17 protein-coding genes are annotated in these 23,197 nt (G+C 41.3%); 12 read left to right on the top strand and 5 right to left on the bottom strand.

All coding sequences use genetic code 11. The features are described 5' to 3' along the window. Positions 1-78: 78 nt before the first annotated feature. Entirely contained in the window at positions 79-2,370 is a 2,292-nt protein-coding gene (locus OC25_RS03570) for an nSTAND3 domain-containing NTPase (protein WP_039471850.1), read from the bottom strand. Positions 2,371-3,225: 855 nt separating this feature from the next. On the opposite strand from OC25_RS03570, the gene OC25_RS03565 reads away from it, so the two are divergent. Continuing rightward, complete coding sequence (locus tag OC25_RS03565; RefSeq protein WP_039471848.1) at positions 3,226-3,660, top strand: DUF5990 family protein; 435 nt, start codon at positions 3,226-3,228, stop codon at positions 3,658-3,660. Positions 3,661-4,239: 579 nt separating this feature from the next. On the opposite strand, the gene nhaA is transcribed toward OC25_RS03565, so the two are convergent. Continuing rightward, a complete protein-coding gene (gene nhaA / locus OC25_RS03560; protein ID WP_082018501.1) occupies positions 4,240-5,562 on the bottom strand; it encodes a Na+/H+ antiporter NhaA in 1,323 nt (440 codons plus the stop codon). Between the two features lie 434 nt (positions 5,563-5,996). Here nhaA and OC25_RS03555 point away from each other — a divergent pair, with 434 nt between their 5' ends. From OC25_RS03555 to OC25_RS03525, 7 genes are all read left to right on the top strand, one after another. Then, on the top strand, positions 5,997-6,326 hold the full coding sequence (locus OC25_RS03555; protein WP_156131388.1) for a hypothetical protein: 330 nt from the start codon (positions 5,997-5,999) through the stop codon (positions 6,324-6,326). Positions 6,327-6,332: 6 nt separating this feature from the next. Then, the gene (locus OC25_RS03550; RefSeq protein ID WP_039471844.1) at positions 6,333-6,611 is read left to right on the top strand and encodes a hypothetical protein; all 279 of its coding nucleotides are present in this window, start codon (positions 6,333-6,335) and stop codon (positions 6,609-6,611) included. A 1-nt stretch (position 6,612) separates the two neighbouring features. Next, positions 6,613-8,259, top strand: coding sequence for a PepSY-associated TM helix domain-containing protein (locus OC25_RS03545; protein ID WP_039471842.1), 1,647 nt, complete (start codon positions 6,613-6,615; stop codon positions 8,257-8,259). A gap of 179 nt (positions 8,260-8,438) precedes the next feature. Further along, positions 8,439-10,775 carry a TonB-dependent receptor gene (locus OC25_RS03540; protein WP_039471840.1) on the top strand — a complete coding sequence of 779 codons (2,337 nt, stop codon included), beginning with the start codon at positions 8,439-8,441 and terminating at the stop codon, positions 10,773-10,775. A gap of 1 nt (position 10,776) precedes the next feature. Next, on the top strand, positions 10,777-11,994 hold the full coding sequence (locus tag OC25_RS03535) for a DUF4374 domain-containing protein (protein WP_039471838.1): 1,218 nt from the start codon (positions 10,777-10,779) through the stop codon (positions 11,992-11,994). Between the two features lie 149 nt (positions 11,995-12,143). After that, the gene (locus tag OC25_RS03530; RefSeq protein ID WP_039471836.1) at positions 12,144-13,046 is read left to right on the top strand and encodes an SDR family oxidoreductase; all 903 of its coding nucleotides are present in this window, start codon (positions 12,144-12,146) and stop codon (positions 13,044-13,046) included. Between the two features lie 37 nt (positions 13,047-13,083). Next, on the top strand, positions 13,084-14,001 hold the full coding sequence (locus tag OC25_RS03525) for a helix-turn-helix domain-containing protein (RefSeq protein ID WP_039471834.1): 918 nt from the start codon (positions 13,084-13,086) through the stop codon (positions 13,999-14,001). Positions 14,002-14,157: 156 nt separating this feature from the next. Here OC25_RS03525 and OC25_RS03520 read toward each other — a convergent pair whose 3' ends face one another. Together OC25_RS03520 and OC25_RS03515 are read right to left on the bottom strand one after the other, a co-directional pair. Next, on the bottom strand, positions 14,158-14,895 hold the full coding sequence (locus OC25_RS03520) for an SDR family oxidoreductase (protein WP_039471832.1): 738 nt from the start codon (positions 14,893-14,895) through the stop codon (positions 14,158-14,160). Between the two features lie 79 nt (positions 14,896-14,974). Continuing rightward, positions 14,975-15,544, bottom strand: coding sequence for a Crp/Fnr family transcriptional regulator (locus OC25_RS03515; protein WP_039471830.1), 570 nt, complete (start codon positions 15,542-15,544; stop codon positions 14,975-14,977). A gap of 243 nt (positions 15,545-15,787) precedes the next feature. On the opposite strand from OC25_RS03515, the gene OC25_RS03510 reads away from it, so the two are divergent. Next, entirely contained in the window at positions 15,788-17,173 is a 1,386-nt protein-coding gene (locus tag OC25_RS03510; protein WP_039471828.1) for a serine hydrolase domain-containing protein, read from the top strand. A gap of 86 nt (positions 17,174-17,259) precedes the next feature. Here OC25_RS03510 and OC25_RS03505 read toward each other — a convergent pair whose 3' ends face one another. Further along, positions 17,260-17,619, bottom strand: coding sequence for a response regulator transcription factor (locus OC25_RS03505; RefSeq protein WP_039471826.1), 360 nt, complete (start codon positions 17,617-17,619; stop codon positions 17,260-17,262). A 224-nt stretch (positions 17,620-17,843) separates the two neighbouring features. Here OC25_RS03505 and OC25_RS03500 point away from each other — a divergent pair, with 224 nt between their 5' ends. From OC25_RS03500 to OC25_RS03490, 3 genes are all read left to right on the top strand, one after another. Further along, positions 17,844-20,789 (top strand): sensor histidine kinase, encoded by a 2,946-nt coding sequence (locus tag OC25_RS03500; RefSeq protein ID WP_052265931.1) that lies wholly within the window; start codon positions 17,844-17,846, stop codon positions 20,787-20,789. A gap of 416 nt (positions 20,790-21,205) precedes the next feature. Next, the gene (locus OC25_RS03495; RefSeq protein ID WP_245221882.1) at positions 21,206-22,759 is read left to right on the top strand and encodes a sensor histidine kinase; all 1,554 of its coding nucleotides are present in this window, start codon (positions 21,206-21,208) and stop codon (positions 22,757-22,759) included. Further along, the gene (locus OC25_RS03490; protein ID WP_039471824.1) at positions 22,752-23,114 is read left to right on the top strand and encodes a response regulator; all 363 of its coding nucleotides are present in this window, start codon (positions 22,752-22,754) and stop codon (positions 23,112-23,114) included. The genes OC25_RS03495 and OC25_RS03490 overlap by 8 nt, the downstream gene beginning before the upstream one ends. Positions 23,115-23,197: the final 83 nt, after the last annotated feature.

The raw sequence follows: 23,197 nt of genomic DNA, 5'->3' as shown, positions 1-23,197 counted from the left end.
CCGGGCCATTAACGAAATGTTTAGCCTATTATCAAATATTGAGCTGTTTCCCGAAGCCAGTCGAGGTTCTAAATGATCTTATTTCAAGCTATCAAACATATCAGAGATATCAGTTTGACTCTCTGAAACATCTGTTATGGTTGCATACCGCTCGTAATCATCATCATAATCTGATTCGTAATTTTCTTTGCTATCTTCCCATTTTTCATTTAATCTTTGCACCACGTCATCAAAATTTAGCCCGGTTTCGTCGGTAACACCTTTTATCTCAGCGATCAGTTCCTCTAGGTGATGGTCTTCGGCATTTTCTGCTTCAAATTCAACGATATCTTTAATTGAATCAAGAAACTCTTCATCCTTTGATACAAAAGTTTCAAAGCTACCCGCTAAAGAATCTTTCAACCTCAAAAATTCACTAAAATCATAAAGGTTCGATAGGGTATTGGAATAGGCCTTGAGAAGAGTTGTATCTTGGAAATCTAATTGATCTTGGTAATTTAAAAAGATACTGATATAGTAATTTTGATCATCTCCATGGAAGGCCTGTGGAATAATTGCTGCCTGAAATTTCTCAACTATCATTGATTCCAAAACCGGCTTTTTTGTAACCAAACCAGATCCCATTATTTCAGATATTTTACTGTAAACAGTGCATTTCTCAGCATACCATTGAAAATTTGTCGTATTTGTGAAAGTAGCTTTTTTGAGTCTGGAAGACTTTAGAGCGTCAAAGTTATTAACGATATTTTCTACAATAATTTCAATCTGGCTATCGGTCAATTTAATCTGTGATTTTCGTCCCTTTTTATTAAGCGGAGATGTTTCTCTAAGCGTAAAAAGATCAAAGAATTGGTTTATAAAAATAGCACTACCAAATATGTCAGTCAAATAATCCGGCATTTCGTAAAAATAGTTAACTAGGAAATCTTGAACCGAGGGATTCAAATAATTAACTATCAGTGTACCAATAGAATCCCTTTCGGTCTTAATAAAAGTATTCTCTAATTCCCTTACTGCTTTATTATAATCGATTTCTGAATAGGTAATACCATATTTAACAGCATGTTTATCTGCGAAGACTTTTGTCTGATGTTTTAAGTTATTGAAATGAATCGGGGCACCCAGGGTCATCAGATTTGCCAAAATAATCTGGGAGAAATTTGTAATCTGGTTTTCATATACATGTTTCCAAATGCTCTCAGGGTAGTCCAGGAATGCAAGGAATCTTTCAATGAACTTATTTACAGGTATAGTTTTTAATACACTTGGTGTAAAAATGGTCTGAATTATCCTTGGACTGTAATTAGGATGAGATATTATTTTATTATAGCTTTTACCATTCAGCATTTCCTGAATGTAATCCTCGCCAACATTGGCAAAAAAGAGGTGATTATAAAGAATCTTCGCTCTTACTACCTTGGTATACTGAGCAAGATCAATCACACATTTTGCAATATCTATCGCATCATTTTCAAACATATCGTAGCGCAACTTAGCTTGAGCAAGGATATATTCTCTTGTAGTCATAATCAATATCTTGTTTTCAGATTTTTTGATTTTTTCTATGAATCTGATTATACGCTGGTCCTCATTGTTTTTTAATTTCTTGTCCAGGAAAGTTTTACCTAAAAAGTCGTCAAACAAAAACACCTGTTTTGCCTCCTCTCGAAATAAAGCATATGCATCGTCAATGGACTCAGAAAGAAAAACGAATTCTTCATAACCATTCGCAAGATACTCGTATGAAAGTATTCGCGCGAGTGTAGTTTTCCCAATCCCAGGAGCGCCAGAAATGATGACATAGTTGAAGTGGTCAATCAGATCTTTAGCAGTAGTGTGGCTACTATTATTTACATACAATTTGACAGTTTCTTTAACATGGTCTTCTTCAAAGCTGGATTGATTGAAAATTCGGCTATGTAAAATGCGCTCCAGGATATTCACGCTTGAGAGCCATAATTTGAAATGTTGCTTTTCTATCTGCGGAAATTTACCCAACAAATTGTTAAGATCATCTTTACCATAGATATCTGATGGTGTTTTTAGGAATGGCTTTAATAGATCAAAAATTTCTTTTTTATTTTTCGGCGTCAGTGAGGCCGAGGTACTGAGTACATAGCGTCTGGGTTTTAATTTTACCAGCTTAGGCAGCTCGTCTCTGAGCTTACTATATAGGCTTTTATAATCCTTAAATCGCTTACATTGGATTATCATCTCACCCGACTTTGGGTAACAGTGCCTGAAGTCGATCCCGCCATCTCTACCATTGCTAAATGATTCAAGGTGAATTTTAAGCTCTTGTTGAAGAAGATCTCTAGTTAGTTCTTCAAATTCTGCAGGTGATAGATTTAAAAAAGAATATTCCGGCATTTTTGCTCTGTTACAATATAAAAAGCTAATTTAATTAAAACTTGATTGTTTGCTGCTTAATAAATGTTTTTGCATCATAATTTATGCTGATGAAACGGAGCGTCGTAGGCGGGAGCGGAGATGCGGCTATTTTAGTAGGCTTAACGTCAAAGAAGCAAAAAACAAAGGCCCTGCTCATTTTTACCAATTCTAAGAGAGCCTTGAAAATATCAAAAAAGAGATCCGTAACAGATAGTAAGTGGGTTTAGTATTATTGGATTAACATCTCCCAGAGATCTGATCAAAACCAATTTGAGAACCGTTAATTTATAAAGTTTTAGCGAGAAATTTTGGTTTTTTAAAAGGGAATTTTTATCATTGTATTAGGTTGGAATAGTCATGAAATAGCTGTTGCGTAATTGTATCCTTTTCTTTTTAATTTATTGATTTATAGGTAGTTCTACTTTCTGTATCGGTAAATAGATGCCAAAATAACCACAATTTTCTAAAACTAACAATAAGTTAAATCGCTAATTATAAGTTAATTGGCGATTTTTTTATGTATATTCGTTTTCGTTATTTGTAGCTCGTTTTTGTTGTTTTGTTTCTCGTTTATTTCTTTTTACTAAAATTTCTATTCGTATCTGTGATATGTGTTTAATGTGAAAAATAGTTAACAAAATGATACAAAAAAATACAAACCAATACATATTACACAAAATTTGGTGAAATTATGTCGGGTAATATTTTAATAAAAAGCACATTAGATTCCACTCTACAATGACATAGAGAGATTTATCCAGGTGTATATTTAAATTCCTTACACTATTATAAATTGTTATTTTAGTTAAAAGATTATTTGGCTTATACATAAAAATGGAGTTACCATTAAAGATTACTTTAATAAAGCCCACCCCAGGAGTAGATTTCGCTTTGCAGAAAGGTTCAGGCAATACATACGTGTCTGTTCAGAAACAAAATGTGTCTTCTGGTGATATCCGTTTTGGCTTTTCTTTAATGGTGAAAGGAACACGTGGTGTTGATGCATTCCCACGCCTTTCAGGGTCGTATGTTCAGGGACCGGCAAATGGAAAATTTGTTTATATAGGCATCGGCACTTATGCAGGACAAACGAATACCTCATGGAGCAGACGTTTGAAAATACCATTAACTGGTATCAGTTGGGAAATGCTTGATCAGTTAACGAGCGACACTAAATCTGTACTGTGTACTCAAGTTCCCGGTACTGGTAAAGATGGAGGGCCTAATTGTGCTACGGTAAAACCTTTTGATGGCTGGGCAGTTGGCTAGTTCTTGAATTGTTATGCATTTTAAACCAAATGGGCTGTAACATAAACGGATAAACTTTTTGATCCGATTAAAGCACCATGTAAAGTCCAAATCCTGCAATACTGCCCATGATTAAAATTGTAAGGAACATTACTATCAGCAATTTTTCGAATGAATCTAAACTTTCCATATCATGTTAACCATTTATAACATAAAAAGTTTTAATTGCTAATCCGTTATGCTTTTTAGGTGGTTGGCGTCTCGCTTAACACACTCAGGTAGAAATTAGTACATTTATTGATGATATACCTTATTAAACATGGGTGTAAGACCGCATGCTCAGAGATCCCGCTGTTTTATCAGTTTTTTAAGTGCTATCTGCTCCGCTGTCATAAAGTCCTGTTTGATTGTGTTAATTTAGCTTATTTATAATCGACAATAATATCCAATCTTAAAAACAGGATACCCATCAGGCAATATTTAAATGAAACTGCAAGCATATAAAACTTTATCGGGCCACTATCCAGGCTAAACCTGTGGACAAAGAAACCGCTTAAAACCTGATTTTTTAACTTCTATCATTCATCCCGGCTTTAATTTTTATCCTTTATTTACTGTCGATCTTAATACCAGCGTGCCCAGTAAGCCGGCTGTAACTGAGGCAATCAGAATACCATATTTAGCCTGATCTGCCAAATGAGGATCCGGAAAGGCAAGTCCGCTGATAAAGAGCGACATGGTGAAACCAATACCGGCCAGCAAGGAAATACCCGTCATTTGCCTCCATGTAGCACCTTCCGGCAAACGGGCAAAACCCAGCTTTACCATCATATAACAGAAAAGCATGATCCCTGTAAACTTACCCACAACGAGGCCAACAATTACACCTGTCGATACTGGATTAACTATGGCAGAAAAGAAATCGGAGCCGATCATAATCCCTGAATTGGCCAGTGCAAAAAGGGGCATGATCAAAAAAGCAACGTAAGGATGAAGCGCATGCTCAATTTTTTGAAGCGGCGTTTCTGCTGCGGTGCTCAGATCTTTTACCTGGCGGATGGTTCGATGCTGGCCAGGTGTGGTGAGCGAACTGTTATTTGGAATCTCCCTGTCAAAATCATCACTCAAACGGCGGAGCGCATTGGAATAAACATGTTCATCGATCCTGGTCCTCGCCGGAATGGTGAATGCAACCAATACTCCGGCAAGGGTAGCGTGTACCCCCGAAAGCAGAAAACCGATCCAAACAACTATACCAACAATTAAATAAAACGCACTGTTGCGTATCCCCATAGCATTTCCGATAACGAGTAGCAACAAAAACAAACCTGCAATACCCAGGGCAATAAAATTAACAGAACCGGTATAAAAAAAAGCAATCACCAGTACCGCACCTAAATCATCGGCAACGGCAAGTGCCGAAAGAAAGACCTTAATCGAAGCAGGGATATGCTTACCTGCCATGGAAAGAAGTGCTAAAGCAAAGGCAATATCTGTAGCCATCGGAATGCCCCACCCATGCTGTGCATTACTACCCAAATTAAACAATACATAAATCCCCGCCGGAACAAGCATACCGCCCAATGCGGCTGTCATTGGCAGTATGGCCTTTGAAAAGGTAGAGAGTTCACCCTCCATAAATTCACGCTTGAGTTCAAGTCCGATAACAAAGAAAAAAAGCGCCATCAAACCATCATTAATCCAGATGTGTAAAGGCTTATCCAGCACATGTTGTCCCAGACCAACCTTAAAATGCGTTTCCCACAAGTGGTGATACGATTCGCCAAAAGCCGAGTTCGCCCATATTATTGCAACAACCACACTGATCAGCAGTACAATACCACTGGTATACTCCAGGTGTATAAAACGACTAACCGGTGCAATAATTTTTTCGATGGGGGTTTTGGGTAGATTTTTAATCATGGTTTCCTTTTCTGGCAAATTAGGGTTTTAGCGATAAAAATACCATAAATGTTCTTTTTCTAAGGAAATCAAGTACGTTAATCTGCAATGTTATTTCCTATCCTTAAATATCATCTGTACCAAACAGCCTGACAATAAAGCCTTCTGACAGCACCAGCAATATTTTAGTGCCGATTGGTTAGCGTATTAACTATAACTGGCGAAAAGGTTTTTAACTCAAACAGAATTAGCTTTCGCAATCGGTTAAGGAAGTTGGCGAAATACCAAAATTAACCTCAAACTAACAGTATGATTTGCAATAGCATAGCAAATTATTACTTCTTTTTATTTAAATTAATTCTAAATAGTATTGTGAAACTGAATTTTGGCCACTATCTTTGCACAGATTTTTAGGGTAACAATCTAAAAGTATCCACCGGAAACCAAACTGAATTATGATAAGTACAGCCTGTTTAATGTTGCTTCTTGCTTTTGAAATTTTGTATCTAACCTCAAAGCAGTATAAGCAAGCCAGTTCTCTTGTTTTTGTGAAAACAATTGTAGCCAAACCGAGGCAGTTCAGTTTAGCTGCTGCAGTTTTATTCAGTATTGGCAGCGCATTAATCATATCAGGTATGGGCTGGGCAAGTGGCAGTGTAGCTGTAGTTGTCGCTATAATGGCAACAGGCAGTTTAGTAGTTGTGCTCCAACCTTTCCGATATATCGGTTTAATAGGTCTTTCGGCGCTGTATGCCGCAGTTTTGTTATTAGAAATCTTTATTTAATTATTTATGCCTGCAAACAAGAAACACCTCACCAAATCTCCATGGCTTAGGCTCGCAAAAATCCTCACCGGAACCATTGGTGGCTACCTGGTTATGTTTACCTTCCATTTATTGCTATGCAAAGCTTTTCCGAAAGAAAATGTGGTAGCTACTTCTTTCATTACCGGTTATATATTATGGGCAACTTTATTGCTCGTTGCTTTTTTAGGAAAACAGGTGTGGAAAGTGGCCGGTATTTACCTGGCATTAACGCTCATTTTTTCAGGTGCCTATTTAATCGTATAAAATGGATAACAGAAAATACAATATATATTTCCATACGCATACCATTAGCGGCATAATCATTTGTGCAGTGCTTTACGTCATTTTCTTTGCCGGCTCATTTTCTTTCTTTAAGGAAGAGATCAGTGCCTGGCAAAAAAATACATCTTACACCCAGGGCCGGAAAACGGTAACCAGAGATTTCGACCATATTATCGATTCACTCGCTCAAAAAAATAAGCTGCTGGGCCGCGATTTCGATTTTTTCCTGCAGAGACACGATATGGGCGCTTACGTTAGCATGAGCGCCTCAAATGATACAACCTTAAAAAAGAAGCCCAAAGCCAGGCCTGCGGCTGCTCCAAAAAAACGTGGCGGACGCGGAAGAGGAGGCGATGAGGATTCTATGTATTTTAATTATGATTTTGCCCAACAAAAATCAGGTAATTATGCCGATGCGTACGATATGGGAGAATTTCTCTACCGTTTACATTTTCTGGCACAGTTAAATGTTGTGCCAATCCACCTTGGCGCGCCTTTTGGTTACCTGTTGGCTGGTGTGGTCTCATTTCTTTTCCTGTTTGCGCTCATAACGGGTTTAATGTTGCATTGGGATAAGGTGTTTTCAAACTTCTTTACTTTCAGGCCATGGTCTAAATGGAAAACCTTGTGGACAGATTTACACACGGCAATCGGGGTGATAGGCTTTCCTTTTCAGCTTGTATTTGCAGTAACCGGAGTGGTATTAATTGCAAACATATTTTTAATAGGCCCTTATACCAAATATTTATATAAAGGAAACAGTGCCGCAATATACCAGGATCTGGAGTATAGCGATACCACCAAATTTGTTTACAGCTATAAGCCGCTGCAAACTAAATTCAGCGTTAATGATTTTGTTGCCCGGGCAGAAAAAAAATGGCCACATAGCAGGATTGCTTCATTACAGATCAAAAACTATGGCGATTCGAACATGCATGTCATCCTCACGGCCAAACCCCATGCGCAAGAGCGTTTCTCCGGTACAGGGAAAATCCTGTATCGGGTAAACGACCAAAAGGTATTAAAAGAAATTTCACCGGTTAAAAGTTCTACCTACGTAGATAAGGTGAGGAGCATGATTTACCACCTTCACTTTGGTGATTTTGGCGGGAAACCACTTCGCGTAATATTTTTTGTATTGGGTATTATGGGCTGTCTGGTAATCATATCAGGTATTTTAATATGGCTGGTAGCCAGAGATAAAAATAACATTCCCAAAAAGAAGCGGGTTTTTAATTTCTGGACTGCCAATATTTTCATGGCTTCATGCCTGAGTATGTTACCGGTTACCGCTTTCACCATGACAGGGTTGCTTTTCATGGAAAAACCCGGCCAGAGCGATATTTTTCACCTGTATTTTTACAGCTGGTTAATACTTGCGGTTTATTTTATCATCAGGAAAGATTTAAAGATAACCAACCAACAAACGCTCATCCTGTCTGCGCTATCCTGCATCATATTGCCATTAGCCGATGGACTAAAGCGCAATAATTGGTTCTGGAATACCTTTAACCAGGGCAAATTTGAAATTCTGTTTATTGATTTGCTGTTCCTGATTTTAGGTGTGCTGGCAATAGTTGTACTGGTTAAAATGAAGCAACACGAAAAATTAAAAACAATAAAAGCTTAACCTCAAAATAAAAGACCAACTGGAATATGAAAAAATAAACAACCGCATTTTAAGTACCAGAAATAAATAAGCGCAAAGCTGATTTGAGGTAGCAATACCAATAAAAAACCGGATGGCTGCCACCATCCGGCTAATCATTTGCTTTAGCGCAAACAAACTTCTAACGTCAATTAAAAGTAATGCAAATTAAGAAAAATTTGTTGATCGGAATATTTATTATTCTTTGCTCAACGGCTTATGCCCAAACGGGTTCCCTGGGTGGAACCATCGTCGATGAAGCTGGCAAACCCTTGCCCGGAATCGCAGTTAAGATTAAAAACAGCAAGCTTTTTACCCTTTCCGAAAATAACGGGAACTATATCATCGGAAAGGTTCCTGTAGGAAAACATACCATCCTTTTCAGTGGTATTGGCTTGAAAACATTGGAGAAAACCATATCGGTCCAAAACGGAGCACAAAGTACCCTTGATGCTAAGATCCTTACCGATGCACAGCAAATGGAAACTGTACAGGTTTACGGCAGAACCAAGGCTGAAGAAACCAACAGGCAGGCGTTTAACGTAACCGCTATTGATGCTAAAAAACTGTACAACAGTACGCTCGATATTGCAAGCGCTTTAGACCGTGTTTCGGGCGTAAGGGTTCGCGAATCGGGAGGTGTAGGGTCTAATTTCAACCTGTCGCTAAATGGTTTCTCGGGTAACCGGATAAGGTATTTTATTGATGGGATACCGATGGATAATTTTGGATCTTCTTTTCAGATCAATAACATCCCTGTAAACCTTGCCGATAGAATTGAAGTTTACAAAGGAGTAGTACCCATGTGGCTTGGATCTGATGCTTTAGGCGGTGCGATCAACATTGTTACTGCAGAACGTGCCGGAAGCTACCTGGATGCTTCATATGCTTTTGGTTCATTTAATACCCACAGAACCGTTTTGAATCTTGGTACAACAACCAAAAGTGGGTTTACCATACAGCTAAATGCTTTTCAGAATTATTCAGATAACAACTACAAGGTTAAGGTCGATGCTGCAGACATCAATACAGGCGCCTATGCAGTAGATGCAATGGTAAACCGTTTCCACGATACCTACCACAACGAAACCCTTATTGCGAATGTTGGCGTAGTGAATAAATCACACGCCGACAAACTTTTATTAGGTGTTACCCTAGGCCAGAATTATAAGGAAATACAAACAGCAGCAAGGATGGTGGCCGTTTATGGTGGTTTTCATACCAGGGGAAACATCATTATGCCAAGTTTGAAATACCGTAAAGCGAATCTTATTAAAGGTCTTGACCTTACCTTAAACGCCAATTACAACCTTGGCCGCGAGAAAAGGATTGATACCCTGAATGGCCGCTTCGATTGGTACGGAAATTTTAAACCCATCGGCACAAACGGAGAGAGTTCGAGATCATTGTACAACTACCAGAATAATAATGGTTTGGTAACGGCCACAGCAAATTATGCCATCTCTGAACGCCATAGCCTGGCCTTAAGTAATGTGTTAAACCTTTTCAACAGAAAAGGCTATGATGAGTTGAGGCCATTGAATACTGCCGACGAAGCTCCTAAGCGGACCAATAAAAACATTCTTGGTTTAGGCTATAGTTACGCCATCAGGGATAAATTCAGTGCCACGGCATTCGGAAAATATATTTACCAGAACATCGTAACCACCAACACCGGCATTAACCAGCCACCCATCGAGAAAATTGGCTATGGAACGGCTTTAACTTATTTCTTTAACAGAAATTTCCAGGTTAAGGCATCATACGAACTGGCAAACAGAATGCCTGAAGCAAACGATATTTTTGGCGATCTGGTTAATCAGGAAGGTAATCCAAACCTTAAACCGGAGCAAAGCGACAACTTTAACTTAGGTTTTAGCTATGATTTTGCCATCAATAAAATCCACCGTTTCGGCATTAACGCAAATGGAATTTACCGTTACGCAAACGATTTTATTTACACCCGCTTAAACAGTAACCAAAGTAAATATGTACCCGATAACAGGGATGGTGTACGTACCTATGGCGGGGATGCCGAAATAAGGTACTCTTATAAAAACTGGCTTAACGCTGGTATCACTACAACATACCAGTATTTGCAGAACATGCAAAAGGTAGAAGCCGGTTATACCGGAGTGAGTCCGCTTTATCTCGATCAGATGCCAAACATCCCATACCTTTTTGGTAATGCCGATGTATCGGTAACATTAAAAGACCTGGGTAAAAAAGGCAATAGCTTAAATATTGGCTACAATCTACTCTATGTACACGAATTCTACCTGTATTGGCCAAGTTTAGGGCAGCAAAAGTATAACATCCCACAACAATGGGCACACGATGTAAATGCCGTTTACAGCATGGCCAATGGCCGCTACAACATTGGTTTGGAAGCCAAAAACATTACCGATGCCTTCCTTTACGACAATTTTAGCCTACAAAAACCCAGCAGAGCATTCTACTTAAACATCAGATATTTCTTTAATAAAAACCGTAATTAACATGAAAGTACATTTTACAAAAGCTATTGCTGCATTGGCATTAGCAACAACAATTGTTTCCTGCGCTAAAAAAAGCGATGATCCGGTAGCAGAAAACCCGGGTAATTATATTTTAACCGTTACGCCTGTAGCTTCAACCGCGGTGGCAGATTATTTGTTAACAGCAAGTAACTTAGAGACTGGAACAATCTCAACCGCAGGTAATGGTGTAGAACAGGATGGAACCTACCGGTATTATGTTACGCACAATAACAAATTCTTTAGTATGCTGTATGGCCAGGGTAACCCGGGTGCGGTTACTACCTACAGTATTCAGGGGGGTAAGCTAACTAAACTGTCAAACTTCCAAACCGAAACCGTTCAGGCATTTGCGCCGGTTAATAACGATATTTTGTTAACCAAACTTCCCAGAACCATCAATGCAACAGGATCTACCGTTGCCACCTGGTACCAGGTAAACACCAATAGTTTGTTAATTAGCGGTACAGGTACATTGGATGCGTTGGCTCCCGGAAACAATGGAGAGATTGCGCACTTTAGCTGGTTACAACAGGTAGGTACTAAGGTATATGCGCCATTTTTCAGTATTAAAAATTCGAGCTTTGCAACCAGTTATCCTGACGAAGCATGGATTGCAGTTTACTCATATCCGGGCATGCAGTTAGAAAAAACCATCAAAGATAACAGAACAAGTTTTATAGGCCGTTACTTTACCAATGGTTTAGGTGTTGTTGAAAACGGCGATACTTATGCCTTCTCATCATCTGTAGCAAGAGACGAAACAAAATTTACATCGACAAAGCCATCGGCAATTACAAGAATTAAATCAGGCGCAACTGAATTCGATCTTACTTATTTCTTTAATTTTGAAACGGCATTGCCAGGATATTATATCACCAACTGGATTTACTTAGGTGCCAATAACTTTGTAGCCCAGGTACAGCCGATTGCTGCTAAAGGTGCTTATACTGCCGGTATCGAACTGGCAATTGTAAATGTTGTAGATAAAACAATAAAGAAGGTAACAGGCCTGCCGGCTGATGTTAAAAGCATTACGACCAATAATTACACGCCAAAAGACGGTAAAACCGCTTATTATGGCGTAAACTTAACCAGTGGAATTGGCTATATCTATAAAGTTGATGCAGCCAGTGCTACTGCGAAACAAGGTTTAAAGGTTGAAGGGGGCACAATTACTGCCGTACAGCATTTAGACTAGCGTATTTGATATGTTCTTTTTTGAAAGCAGTTAGAAATCCTAACTGCTTTTTTTGTTATAGCTTTCTTTTTTGGCTACAACATATCCACTTTTGGATACAAAATCTGTAGGCCTGGCACCGAACTTTGGATAAGCAAAAAATAACAATAATGAAAGTATTCGTAACAGGAGCCACAGGTTTCATAGGAACAGCAGTAACACAACAACTCATCAATGCAGGTCACCAGGTTATAGGTTTAGCCCGCTCTGAAAAATCAGCAGAAAAGCTAATCGAAACCGGTGCTCAGGTTCACCACGGAGACCTTAGCGACCCCGAAAGCCTCAAATTGGCCGCTGCAAACGCAGATGCAGTTATCCACCTGGGTTTTATACACGATTTCTCACGTTTTGAGGAGATGTGCAAACTCGACGCAAAGGTAATTGCCGCCATTGGCGATGCGCTTATCGGAACAGAAAAACCATTTCTGATTACCTCCGGCACCGCGCTTTTCGCAGCTGAGGGAATTACCACCGAAAACGACCGCCATGCACAGCACCCTCATCCAAGAATAGCAACAGAAAACGCAGCCGATGCACTCGTAAGCAAAGGAATAAAAGTTGCCGTAATCCGGTTATCTCCTTCAGTACACGGAGAAGGCGACAGGATCGGTTTTGTACCCATGTTAATTAATATTGCGAGGGAAAGACAAACTTCAGCAATGATTGCGGGTGGGCAGAACCATTGGCCGGCAGTACACCGGCTTGATGCAGCAGAACTTTACCTCAAAGCCCTGGAAAAACCTTTTCAGAGTGGTACCAGATACCACGCGGTGGCCGAGCAGGGCATTCCTTTTAGCTCTATTGCAGAAGTAATTGCAGCACGGTTAACTGTTCCGCTAATTTCACTTTCTGCAGAGCAGGCAACTGAACATTTTAGCTGGTTCTCACATTTTGCACAACTCGATAACCAGACCTCAAGCCAGCAAACCAGGGCTATGTTGGACTGGAACCCAAGGCATCCAAGCCTGCTCGAAGATCTTCATGGAGATGTTTATTTCCCAAAAGACCGATAATTCCTATCTTTAACCCAACGAATCTATACGCTGTAAAATGTCAGATCGCCAGCCCATTATACTCAAAACCATCTCCCAGTTCCATGCCTTAAGAGGACTGCCCGCACCGAAACACCCTTTAATCAGCGTAGTCGACTTTAGCGACATGGCTCCAAATATTAAGGTTGGAAGGGAGGATCTGATATTCGATTTCTACGTGATATCGGTTAAAAGGGATATGGAACATAACTACCGATATGGCCAGAAAGACTATGACTTTGACGAGGGCATTATGTTTGCCATGGCTCCACATCAGGTGTTGAGCGTAATCCGCGAAGCAGCTGGCAAGAACCCAACCGGATGGATGCTGATGGTTCATCCGGACTTTCTATGGAACAGCAACCTGGCAACTTCGATCAGAAAATACGAGTTTTTCGATTATGCGGCTGATGAGGCACTATTCCTTTCCCTTGATGAGGAGGCAAAGATCCAGCAAATTGTCGATAATATCCGGCAGGAATATCAGTCTGGAATCGACAAATTTAGCCAGGATATCATGCTCTCGCAGCTGGAAACGCTGCTTAACTATTCTCAGCGTTTCTACCAGCGGCAGTTTATCACCCGCGGTAAGGCAAGTCACCAGTTCCTGCAAAAGCTGGATGAGCTGCTTGAACACTATTTCCAAAATGACAGCATGGGCAGTAATGGTTTGCCCGGCGTGCAGTATTTATCTGAAAAACTCGGAATGTCAGCGCCTTACATGCGCAGCCTCTTAAAATCGCTCACCGGGCAAACTACCCAGCAGCATATTCACGATAAGCTGATTGAAAGGGCTAAAGAAAGATTATCTACTACCGGGCTTTCGGTCAGCGAAATTGCCTATGAGCTTGGCTTTGAGCATTCGCAGTCGTTCAGTAAACTTTTTAAAGATAAAACCAAGGTATCACCACTGCAATTCCGCAGGTCGTTTAACTGAGCAAAACTTTGGTTACATCCATCTGCCCTTAGTTAATTTATACCATTTAGTTAGCAGATGCCAAACCTGTTTTAAGCAGGCCGGCATCCAAATTTTTACAGGAATTAAGATTTTAGGGTGCTCCAGTGCACAAATGTACCCGAAAAAATGGGGCGATTACCAGGGGCTTATTCCTGTACTATCCTCAATATCGTTGCTGAAAAATTTACCATTAGGTCCGTTATTATCGGTTAAGGTATGTTTAAGTATAAAGCTGGCGGCATCTTCTACCGTTCCTGGCCCGCTGTAGTTATTAAAATCTGTGGCCGTGTAACCAGGGTCAATTGCATTCACTTTGAAATTGTGGTTTGCCAGTTCGTGTGCGAGGACAATAGTATAAGCATTGAGAGCTGATTTTGAAGGGCCATAAGCAGCTGTTTTTACCTGGTAATACTTCCATTCAGGATCGCTGTGCAGTGTGAGTGAACCAAGACCGGAAGTGATATTGCTGATTCGCGGACTATCCGATTTCTTTAACAGTTCGAGAAAAGCCTGCGTAACCCCGATTACACCAAAGAAATTCGTGTCAAAAACGTTCCTGATCTCTTCAACTGCTGTTGCTGCGGCACCTTGCGGACTTTTGCCTAAAATACCGGCGTTGTTGATCAAAATATCCAGTTTTCCTTGCTCAGTTTCGATAGTTTTGCTTGCAGAGAAAATCGAATCGGGATCTGTTACATCTATTTCAATAGCTTTAAGGTTTTTAAGCCCGGTTTCATTTAACTCCTGTACAGCAGCGTTTCCTTTAGCCAAACTGCGGGCACCTAAATAAACAAATATGCCCTGCCCGGCAAGTTGTTTGGCAAGCTCGAAGCCAATACTTCTGTTCGCCCCTGTAATTAATGCGGTTTTCATATTTTAAATGTTTTAAATTAATGGTGTAAAACTGCATGTTTTTAAACCACTATCATTTGCCATTTGGCAAATAATGATTTTAGCGGATATTTTTTCTGATCCTGCTCAGTGAAGACTGCGTAACGCCCAGGTAGGACGCAATATAGGCAAGTGGGATACGGTTAACCGCTGAAGGATAAATTTCCATAAATTTAAGGTAGCGCGTTGTTGCATCTTCAGATACCAGTGGGCTTCGTCTTTCTACCTTTTGCATCAAAGCCCTGGAAATAATTTTATGCACAATGGCATCCCAGCCAACAATGGTTTGCAGCAGTTCCAGCCAGTCTTTTCGCGAAAAGACGATCATCTTACAGTCGGTAACTGCCTGCACATAGGCACTTGAGCAAATTTCATTGTCAAAACTTTCCAGATCAACAACGAGATTATTTTCGTCTATAAAATATTTCGTAATTTCTTCGCCTTTATTGTTGTAATAACAAACCCTCAGAATGCCTTCGGTAATAAAGCCAACTTGCCTGGCAATTTTGCCGGCTTCCGAAAAGTATGCCTCTTTATGCAGCGTAAGGGTTTTAGCTTTGCTGGCAATAAAATCCATCTGTTGCCGGTTGAGATTGCCGAACTTTAAAATAAAGTTAAATAGTGCTTCCATGTCCGCAATATACTTAAAGGAAAATTTAGCCCTTTTGCCATTTGGCAAAAAAAAGCCAGTGCTTGTTGATGAGTTGTAATTTTAATATGATGTTATACAAAACCTTGTATCACTAAATCAAAAAGCAGGGCAGGAGATAAGGCCTTAACAAGACTGGAAACAGAATCTATTAAAACAAGGATAAAAATTATCTGCCACCTTGCAACTAATTAAACAGTTAGGTGTCTAATAAAAAAAGCACCTATGAAAATGCGCCCGGCCTTACTGATATTTATCTTTTTCCCTTTGAGCTTATTCGCTCAAAATAAACAGCAACATCAGCTTGATTCGTTGATGAAGGTTGCGCACCAGCGGGGTATATTTAACGGGAACATCCTGGTTGCAAAAGGGAACAAGATCATCTATGAACAGTCATTTGGCCTGGCAGATGCTGAACAAAAGCTACCGTTGAGCAAAGAAATGCTGTTTGATATTGGATCCATTAGTAAGGAATTTAACGGAGCTGCGATTATGTGGCTTAGCGAGCATGGCAAGCTATCGCTGGATGATGAACTGATCAAATATTTTCCTTCCTTTCCGCTTTGGGCGAAATCAGTTAAAATACGGCACCTGATCAATTATACCAGCGCAATACCCATTCTGGGCCCGGAGCTTGACGGCAATGACAGCCTGATTTTAGCGAGCCTGAAAAACCTCAAAACGCTTGCAGCTGCACCCGGAACCGTATATATCTACAACCACATCAATGTATCGCTTCAGCGCAGCATTATTGAGATGGTTAGTGGTATGAATTACAGCACATTTTTGCAAACCCATATCTTTCCTGCTGCAGGGATGAAGTATGCCCGGGTAGATTACCCTGTAGATGGTAAAGGCATGGCCCGCGCATTTGACGAGGACGGAAAAACCGTTCCTTACGCCCAGCAAACAAAGGGATGGGTACGCCTGCCCGCGAGGGATTTATACAAATGGATGATTGCCCTGGATGCAGGAAAAGTAATCCCCGCGAGTGCATTAAGGGAACTTGGTCGTAATTTCCCCGGCGGAGAAAGCAGTCTGGGTACTACCAGTTTTAATGATGATACTTTGGTTTCTCATCAGCACCAGGGCTCTAACAGCAATTACGAAGCAGCATTTTATCACGACACCAAAGATGACATTTCGATTGTGATGATGACCAATAACCAGCAAATGAAAGTCTGGCCGCTCAAAACTGCCATACTCCATATCCTCCAAAATGAGCCCTTCACCATACCCAAAAAATCGCTTTACCTCAGCATCCGTGATAAAATACTTGCCGATTTTTCAAAAGGGATGGAATACTACCACAGCCTGAAAAGCACCGGACAGCAATCTTATGATTTTAGCTTTGAAATAGGCGACCTGATCAGTACTGCAAAATACCTCCAGCGGAGAGGACGGTTTGACGATGCAATATCGTTACTTAAAGCGGCCGTTGCCCTTGATGCAAAAGCCCAGGACCGCTCTTATGGTTATGAGCTAATGGGAGAATGTTATGAAAAGAAAGGCAACACCAGCTTAGCCCTGGAAAGTTTACAAACGGCTGTATCGCTATACCCTGAAAATAAAAATGCTGCAGGCATGATGCTCAGGCTTAAAAATAATTGAGCGCTGGCAGTTGAATCTTACGATTTGCAAGATGAAAAATAAGATTAGTCTTGCCAGATAAATTATCCGGCACTGAAATTTCCTGCTTAGTTTGCTACCGCATTCACTCTGGAAACAAATTCATCAATGTTAAAAGGTTTGGCTATAAAATCGTCTGGAACAAATTTTTTAGACCCATCCGGTGCTGAAGCATGCGCCGACATCATCAAAACCGGAATATTGCTGGTACGCTCATCGGTTTTCACCTCCCTGCACAGGTCATGGCCATTTCCATCGGGCAACCTCACATCCATTATCAGCAGGTTTGGCTCATTCCAAAGCATATCCTTTCTAAAGCTCCTGATATCTGCATAAAGCCTCACATCATAATCTTCCTGGTCCAACAACAGTCCAATAATTTCCCTGATATCGCGGTCATCCTCAACAACCATTACTTTCTTTCTCATAAAATTTCGTGTACATCAATAGAACCAGTTAATAAGCCAAATGGTTTTAGGTTCATAGAAAAAGAAATTACTGAGGTGCCTTGTTTTCATATTTCCATTGGCTTAGCGCTCAAATCGATTTTTACAGGAAACAGAATCCTGATCGCGCTAATGGATGGTTGTATGATATTAAAGCTGTATTGATGCTAATTATGCTATCTTTAACGCCATAAATTATAAAATTCATGGATAATAGCATCTCTAGCGAACAGTTCTTATCTGGTGGCGGGGAAATGGGGGCGTTAATACGTTCGATGGACTGGTCTGATAATCCACTTGGCCCGGTAGAAACCTGGCCCCAAAGTTTAAGAACATCGGTAAGTTTGTGCCTTTCTTCAACTTTTCCCATACTTATTGCCTGGGGACCGGAAACGATCCAGATTTACAATGATGCGTATCGTCCAATCTGCGGATCAATGCACCCGCAGTCGATGGGGATGAACTTTCGGGTATGCTGGGAGTCGGCACTGGAAGTAGTAGGCGATAAATTTACCCGAGGACAGCAGGGAGAGGGAACCTACATTACCGATCAGCAAATGTTTTTGTTTCGCTACGGATACCTGGAGGAAGCTTTCATGACCTTTTCATTTGCACCTATACGCGATGAATCAGGAGAGGTTGGCGGTATATTCCACCCCATTACAGAAACTACAGATAAAATGCTTAATGCGCGCAGGACCCAGGTGCTGCGGGAGATGGCGGCCGTTTTGGCCAAAGCCAAAAGCATTGAAGATATTGGCAGCCTGGTTGCCGAAAAACAACCGGATTTTGTAGCCGATTTACCCTTTTTATTATTCTACAGCGTAGCTGCCGATGGTGGAACTGCCAGTTTGGTAAGCGCAGCAGGTACAGCGCTTGCCCCAGCTTTAACCATCCCTGAGATATTACTGGATGGTAGCGATCAAAGCTGGCCGCTTGCAGCAGCAAGCTCGTCGGCCCTGGTGTTGGATGATCTGGCTTCAAGATTTGGCGATTTTAGCTGCCAGCCTTATCCCGAAACCCCTCATACGGCAGTTATATTGCCGGTATTCATTTCAGGAAAAGCAACACCATTCGGCTATATCGTTGCCGGCGTAAGTTCCAGAAGGGCAATTGATGAAGATTACCTCGGGTTCTACTCACTGCTGGCCAACACTTTCAGTAGTGCTGTTTCTAACGTATATGCCTATGAGCAGGAACAGAAACGTGCCGAAGCCCTCGCGGCGATAGACCGGTCAAAAACCGCCTTTTTCAGCAATGTAAGCCATGAGTTCCGCACTCCGCTTACACTGATGCTCGGCCAGCTGGAAGATCTTCAGCATAAGGCCATCATGTCTGATCCTGAAATTAGTGAAATTGTACTTTCCTCTCACCGGAATTCGATGCGTTTGCTGAAACTGGTAAATAACCTCCTTGATTTTAGCCGGGTAGAAGCGGGTAGGGTAAAAGCGGCTTTTCAGCCTGTTGATATTGTTGAAGTTACAGCTGATCTGGCCAGTAGTTTCCGCTCCATCATCGAAAAAGCAGGGATGGAGCTTGTGGTAGAAACCCCTCAGGCTGAGCTCGAAGTTTTTCTCGATATCCAGATGTGGGAAAAGATTGTACTCAACCTGCTTTCCAATGCTTTTAAATATACCCTGAAGGGAAAAATAACTGTTGAACTATTGCCTGAGGAGCAGTATGTGGTTTTAAAGGTTTCAGATACCGGGGTGGGAATACCCGAATCCGAACTGCCGCATATGTTCGAGCGTTTCCACAGGGTCGAAAACGCTATTGGCCGAACCCATGAAGGAAGCGGTATCGGTCTATCGCTGGTTAGCGAACTGGTAGGTTTGCATGGCGGTAATATAGCTGTAGAGAGCGTCTTTGGCGAAGGCTCAGTTTTTATTATCCATATCCCGCTGGGTAATGCACATCTGCCCGAAGCGCAGGTACACCAGAAAGATTACCAGGCGCTGATGAGTGGTTTAAGGGAATCCTTTTTGCAGGAAGCTTCCGGACTGCTTGGCGAAGCATATAGCCTGCAAAGTAATGAAGATGAACCAGACGGGCAGCTACAGGAAAATGAGCCCGGGGCTAAAGTACTCATCGTAGATGACAATGCCGATATGCGTGCTTACCTGAAACGCCTGCTTGAAGGAGAGTTTACCGTTTACACTGCGGTTAATGGTGCCGACGCCTTGCAACAGCTTAATGGCTTTACTCCTGAGCTGATCTTAAGCGATATTATGATGCCGGTATTGGATGGTAAGGGCTTGTTAAAGAAAATAAGGGAACGGGAGGAAAAACACTGGATACCACTCATATTTCTCTCGGCAAGGGCGGGCGAAGAAGCCAGGATTGACGGGCTTGAAGCCGGGGCAGATGATTACCTGGTTAAGCCATTTTCGGCTCAGGAACTCCTTAGCAAGGTAAGGGCACAAATTAACATTAACCGGGTGAGGCTCCATAATGAACGGCGCATGCGCGATTTCGTTGCGGTAGCAACCCACGAATTGAAAACACCCTTAACGGCTCTCTCTGGTTACGTACAATTGATAGCCAAAAAATCTGCAACCATAAACCAACCGCTAATTACAAATGCAGCTGAGCGGGCAGGTTACCAGGTTACGAAGATGGCCAGGCTGGTAGACGATTTTCTGGATGTAAGCAAACTTGATGAAGGGATGTTACACCTGAACCGGGAACATTTCGATATTCACAAGCTGGTTAGCGAAATTGTAAACGATGTACAATCTACATCACCCAGCCATACGCTTCACTTTACCGCAGGAGATCTGCTCAAGGTTGAAGGTGACCGTGAAAAAATAGGTCAGGTAATTACAAATCTGCTTATTAATGCCGTTAAGTATGCACCAGAAGCACCCAAAGTTGAAATTGCCATCACGGTAAATCAGGGGCAGGTGGTTATTCATGTTCGCGATTACGGCGTTGGCATTAAAAAGGAAGACCAGGCGCATGTATTTAAGCGTTTCTACCGTACCGAATCGGCCAATAAAGGTTTCAGGGGATTTGGTGTCGGCTTATACCTCTGCTCAGAAATCATTAACCGCCACGGCGGGAGCATCGGGGTAGAGAGTGAACCGATGAAAGGCTCTACCTTCTACTTTACTTTACCTGTAAATGTTTCGGCGACAGTCGAAGCCGTTTAACATAAAACCAGCATACATAAAAAAGCGGTTGCCGGCAAAACCAGCAACCGCTTTTGATCTTCAACTAACCAAAGTTTATGATCATTTAAGGTAGATGTGGGATGGTAACAAGCCCCGCAAGGCGATTGTTTTGAAAAAAAATAATATTTTTTAATCCGCATACTTCCTGTCTGAGTAAAATCCTCATTAAAATCAGTTTACGAAATATAAAATTATCTCTATTTGCTGTATTTAGTGAATGGGCTTAAGCTGTAAAATCTATCCGGATTTACCTGCCGGCAGCGCCCTGGTTGTAAAGAAGGCAAAACAAAACCTGCCTGAAGGGGTTATATGAAGGATTCATTTCCGCAGAAATGGGTTAAGTGTTTCAAAGCACCATTTAAACATAACAGCCACTTACAAATTATACAATCAAATTGGATACAGCTAAAAATAGAGATTTTGACCTTTCAGCAAATGCCGGAGCATCCAATATTCAGCTGATGACCATGGCATTAGATGCCTCCAACTCCGGGGTAATTATTACCGATCATACCCAGCCGGATAATCCTATCATATATTGCAATAAAGCTTTCGAAAATATTACCGGGTACTCCAGAAAAGACATTATCGGTCATAACTGCAGGTTTCTGCAAGCCCAGGACCGCAATCAAAAGGAAAGAGAAATTTTAGCCCGTTGTATTGCCGAAGGCGAAGAATGCCGGGTAGAAATCAGAAATTACAAAAAGAACGGCGACCTTTTCTGGAACGAACTTTATATGGCCCCTGTAAAAAATGAAGCCGGAGAGGTTACTCATTTTATTGGCATTCAGAACGATGTAACCTGGAGGAAGAATGCTGAACATGATTTGCGCCAGCAAAAAACAGTGATGGAAAAAAAGATCAGGGAAAGAACCATGGCCCTGAAAGATAGCGAAGCTTTTCTTTCCAGTATCATCGAAACAGTAAGGGAAGGATTGCTGGTACTGGATCCCGATTTTAATGTGCTGAGTGCAAACTACCATTTCTTAAGAACTTTTAAAGTAAGTCTGGAAGAAACCGTTGGCCGGCAACTATATGATTTGGGTAACCACCAGTGGGATATTCCGAAACTGCGCGATCTGCTCATTAAAATCCTGCCTACCAATAATCCGGTGGTAGATTTCGAGGTTGAACATGATTTTCCGCATATTGGTAGAAAACTAATGCTCCTGAATGCATACAGGGTAGAGTTTGAAGGACAGTTTAAAGACCAGATCCTGCTGGCCATAGAAGATATTACCGAAAGGCGCGAAGTAGAAAACAGAAAAGATGATTTTCTATCGATAGCCAGCCACGAGTTGCGTACCCCTTTAACCACCATTAAAGGATATGTGCAATTGCTGGAGCGCGCAATGCCTGAAAACGCCAGTCAGAAGTTTTTGTCGACCTTTGGAAAAGTCTCGGTATATGTAGAAAGGTTAAATGCCTTAATCGGAGAATTGCTTGATGTTTCGCGTATCCAAAGCGGCAATATGGAATTGCACGTGGCCCGCTTCGATTTTGATGCCATGATTGCAGAAGCAGTAGATGGTATGCGGGCAACAGTGCCTACCCATAATATCATGCTTAAAGGCCAAACCGGAGCTAGTGTAATTGCCGATGAGTCGCACATTGCGCAGGTAGTAACCAACCTGCTGTCAAACGCCATCAAATACGCACCCGATTCAAAGCAAATTGAAGTGAATATTGCCAATGTAAGCGAGTATGTAAAGGTATCGGTAAAAGATTTTGGTTTAGGAATGAGCCAGGAAGACCGTAAAAAAGTTTTTGAACGTTTTTACCGTGGAGTGGAAATTCAGAAGAAGTTTCCCGGAATGGGGATAGGTCTTTATATCTGTGATCAGATTATTAAAAACCATAACGGAACGCTCTGGGTAGAAAGCGAAATCGGTAAAGGATCAGTATTCAGCTTCACCTTACCAAAAGCAGGAAAGGAACAACATGGATAAGAAAAAAATCCTGATCTGCGATGATGACGAAGGAATTATTGATGTATTGGAAATGATTATGGAAGAGGTGGGGCATGAAGTGATGTCGGTGAATGACAGCCTGAAAGTTCAGGAAGTTATTGACAAAGTGCAGCCAGATCTGCTTATCCTCGATTTGTGGATGCCCAGACTTTCAGGCCAGGATGTACTCAGGTACTTAAGAAGCCATCCACAGCACGATAAACTACCGGTTATTGTCATCTCAGCCAGCCGCGACGGGGAGCAGATTGCAAATGCTGCAGGTGCTGATCAGTTTATCGCCAAACCTTTCGATTTGGGTAATATTGTAGAATCGGTAGATGCGCTGCTTAATTAAAAATAGGGCAATAATATATTAGTTTACACTAAAAATTGCCATAATAATAGAGTTATCAAAATCCCTCATCAGTAATAAAGTTT

The sequence above is a fragment of the Pedobacter kyungheensis genome (assembly GCF_000812965.1).
Lineage (GTDB): Bacteria > Bacteroidota > Bacteroidia > Sphingobacteriales > Sphingobacteriaceae > Pedobacter > Pedobacter kyungheensis.
The sequence above is the reverse complement of the archived record's forward strand: the minus strand, read 5'-3'. Positions and strand labels throughout refer to the sequence as shown.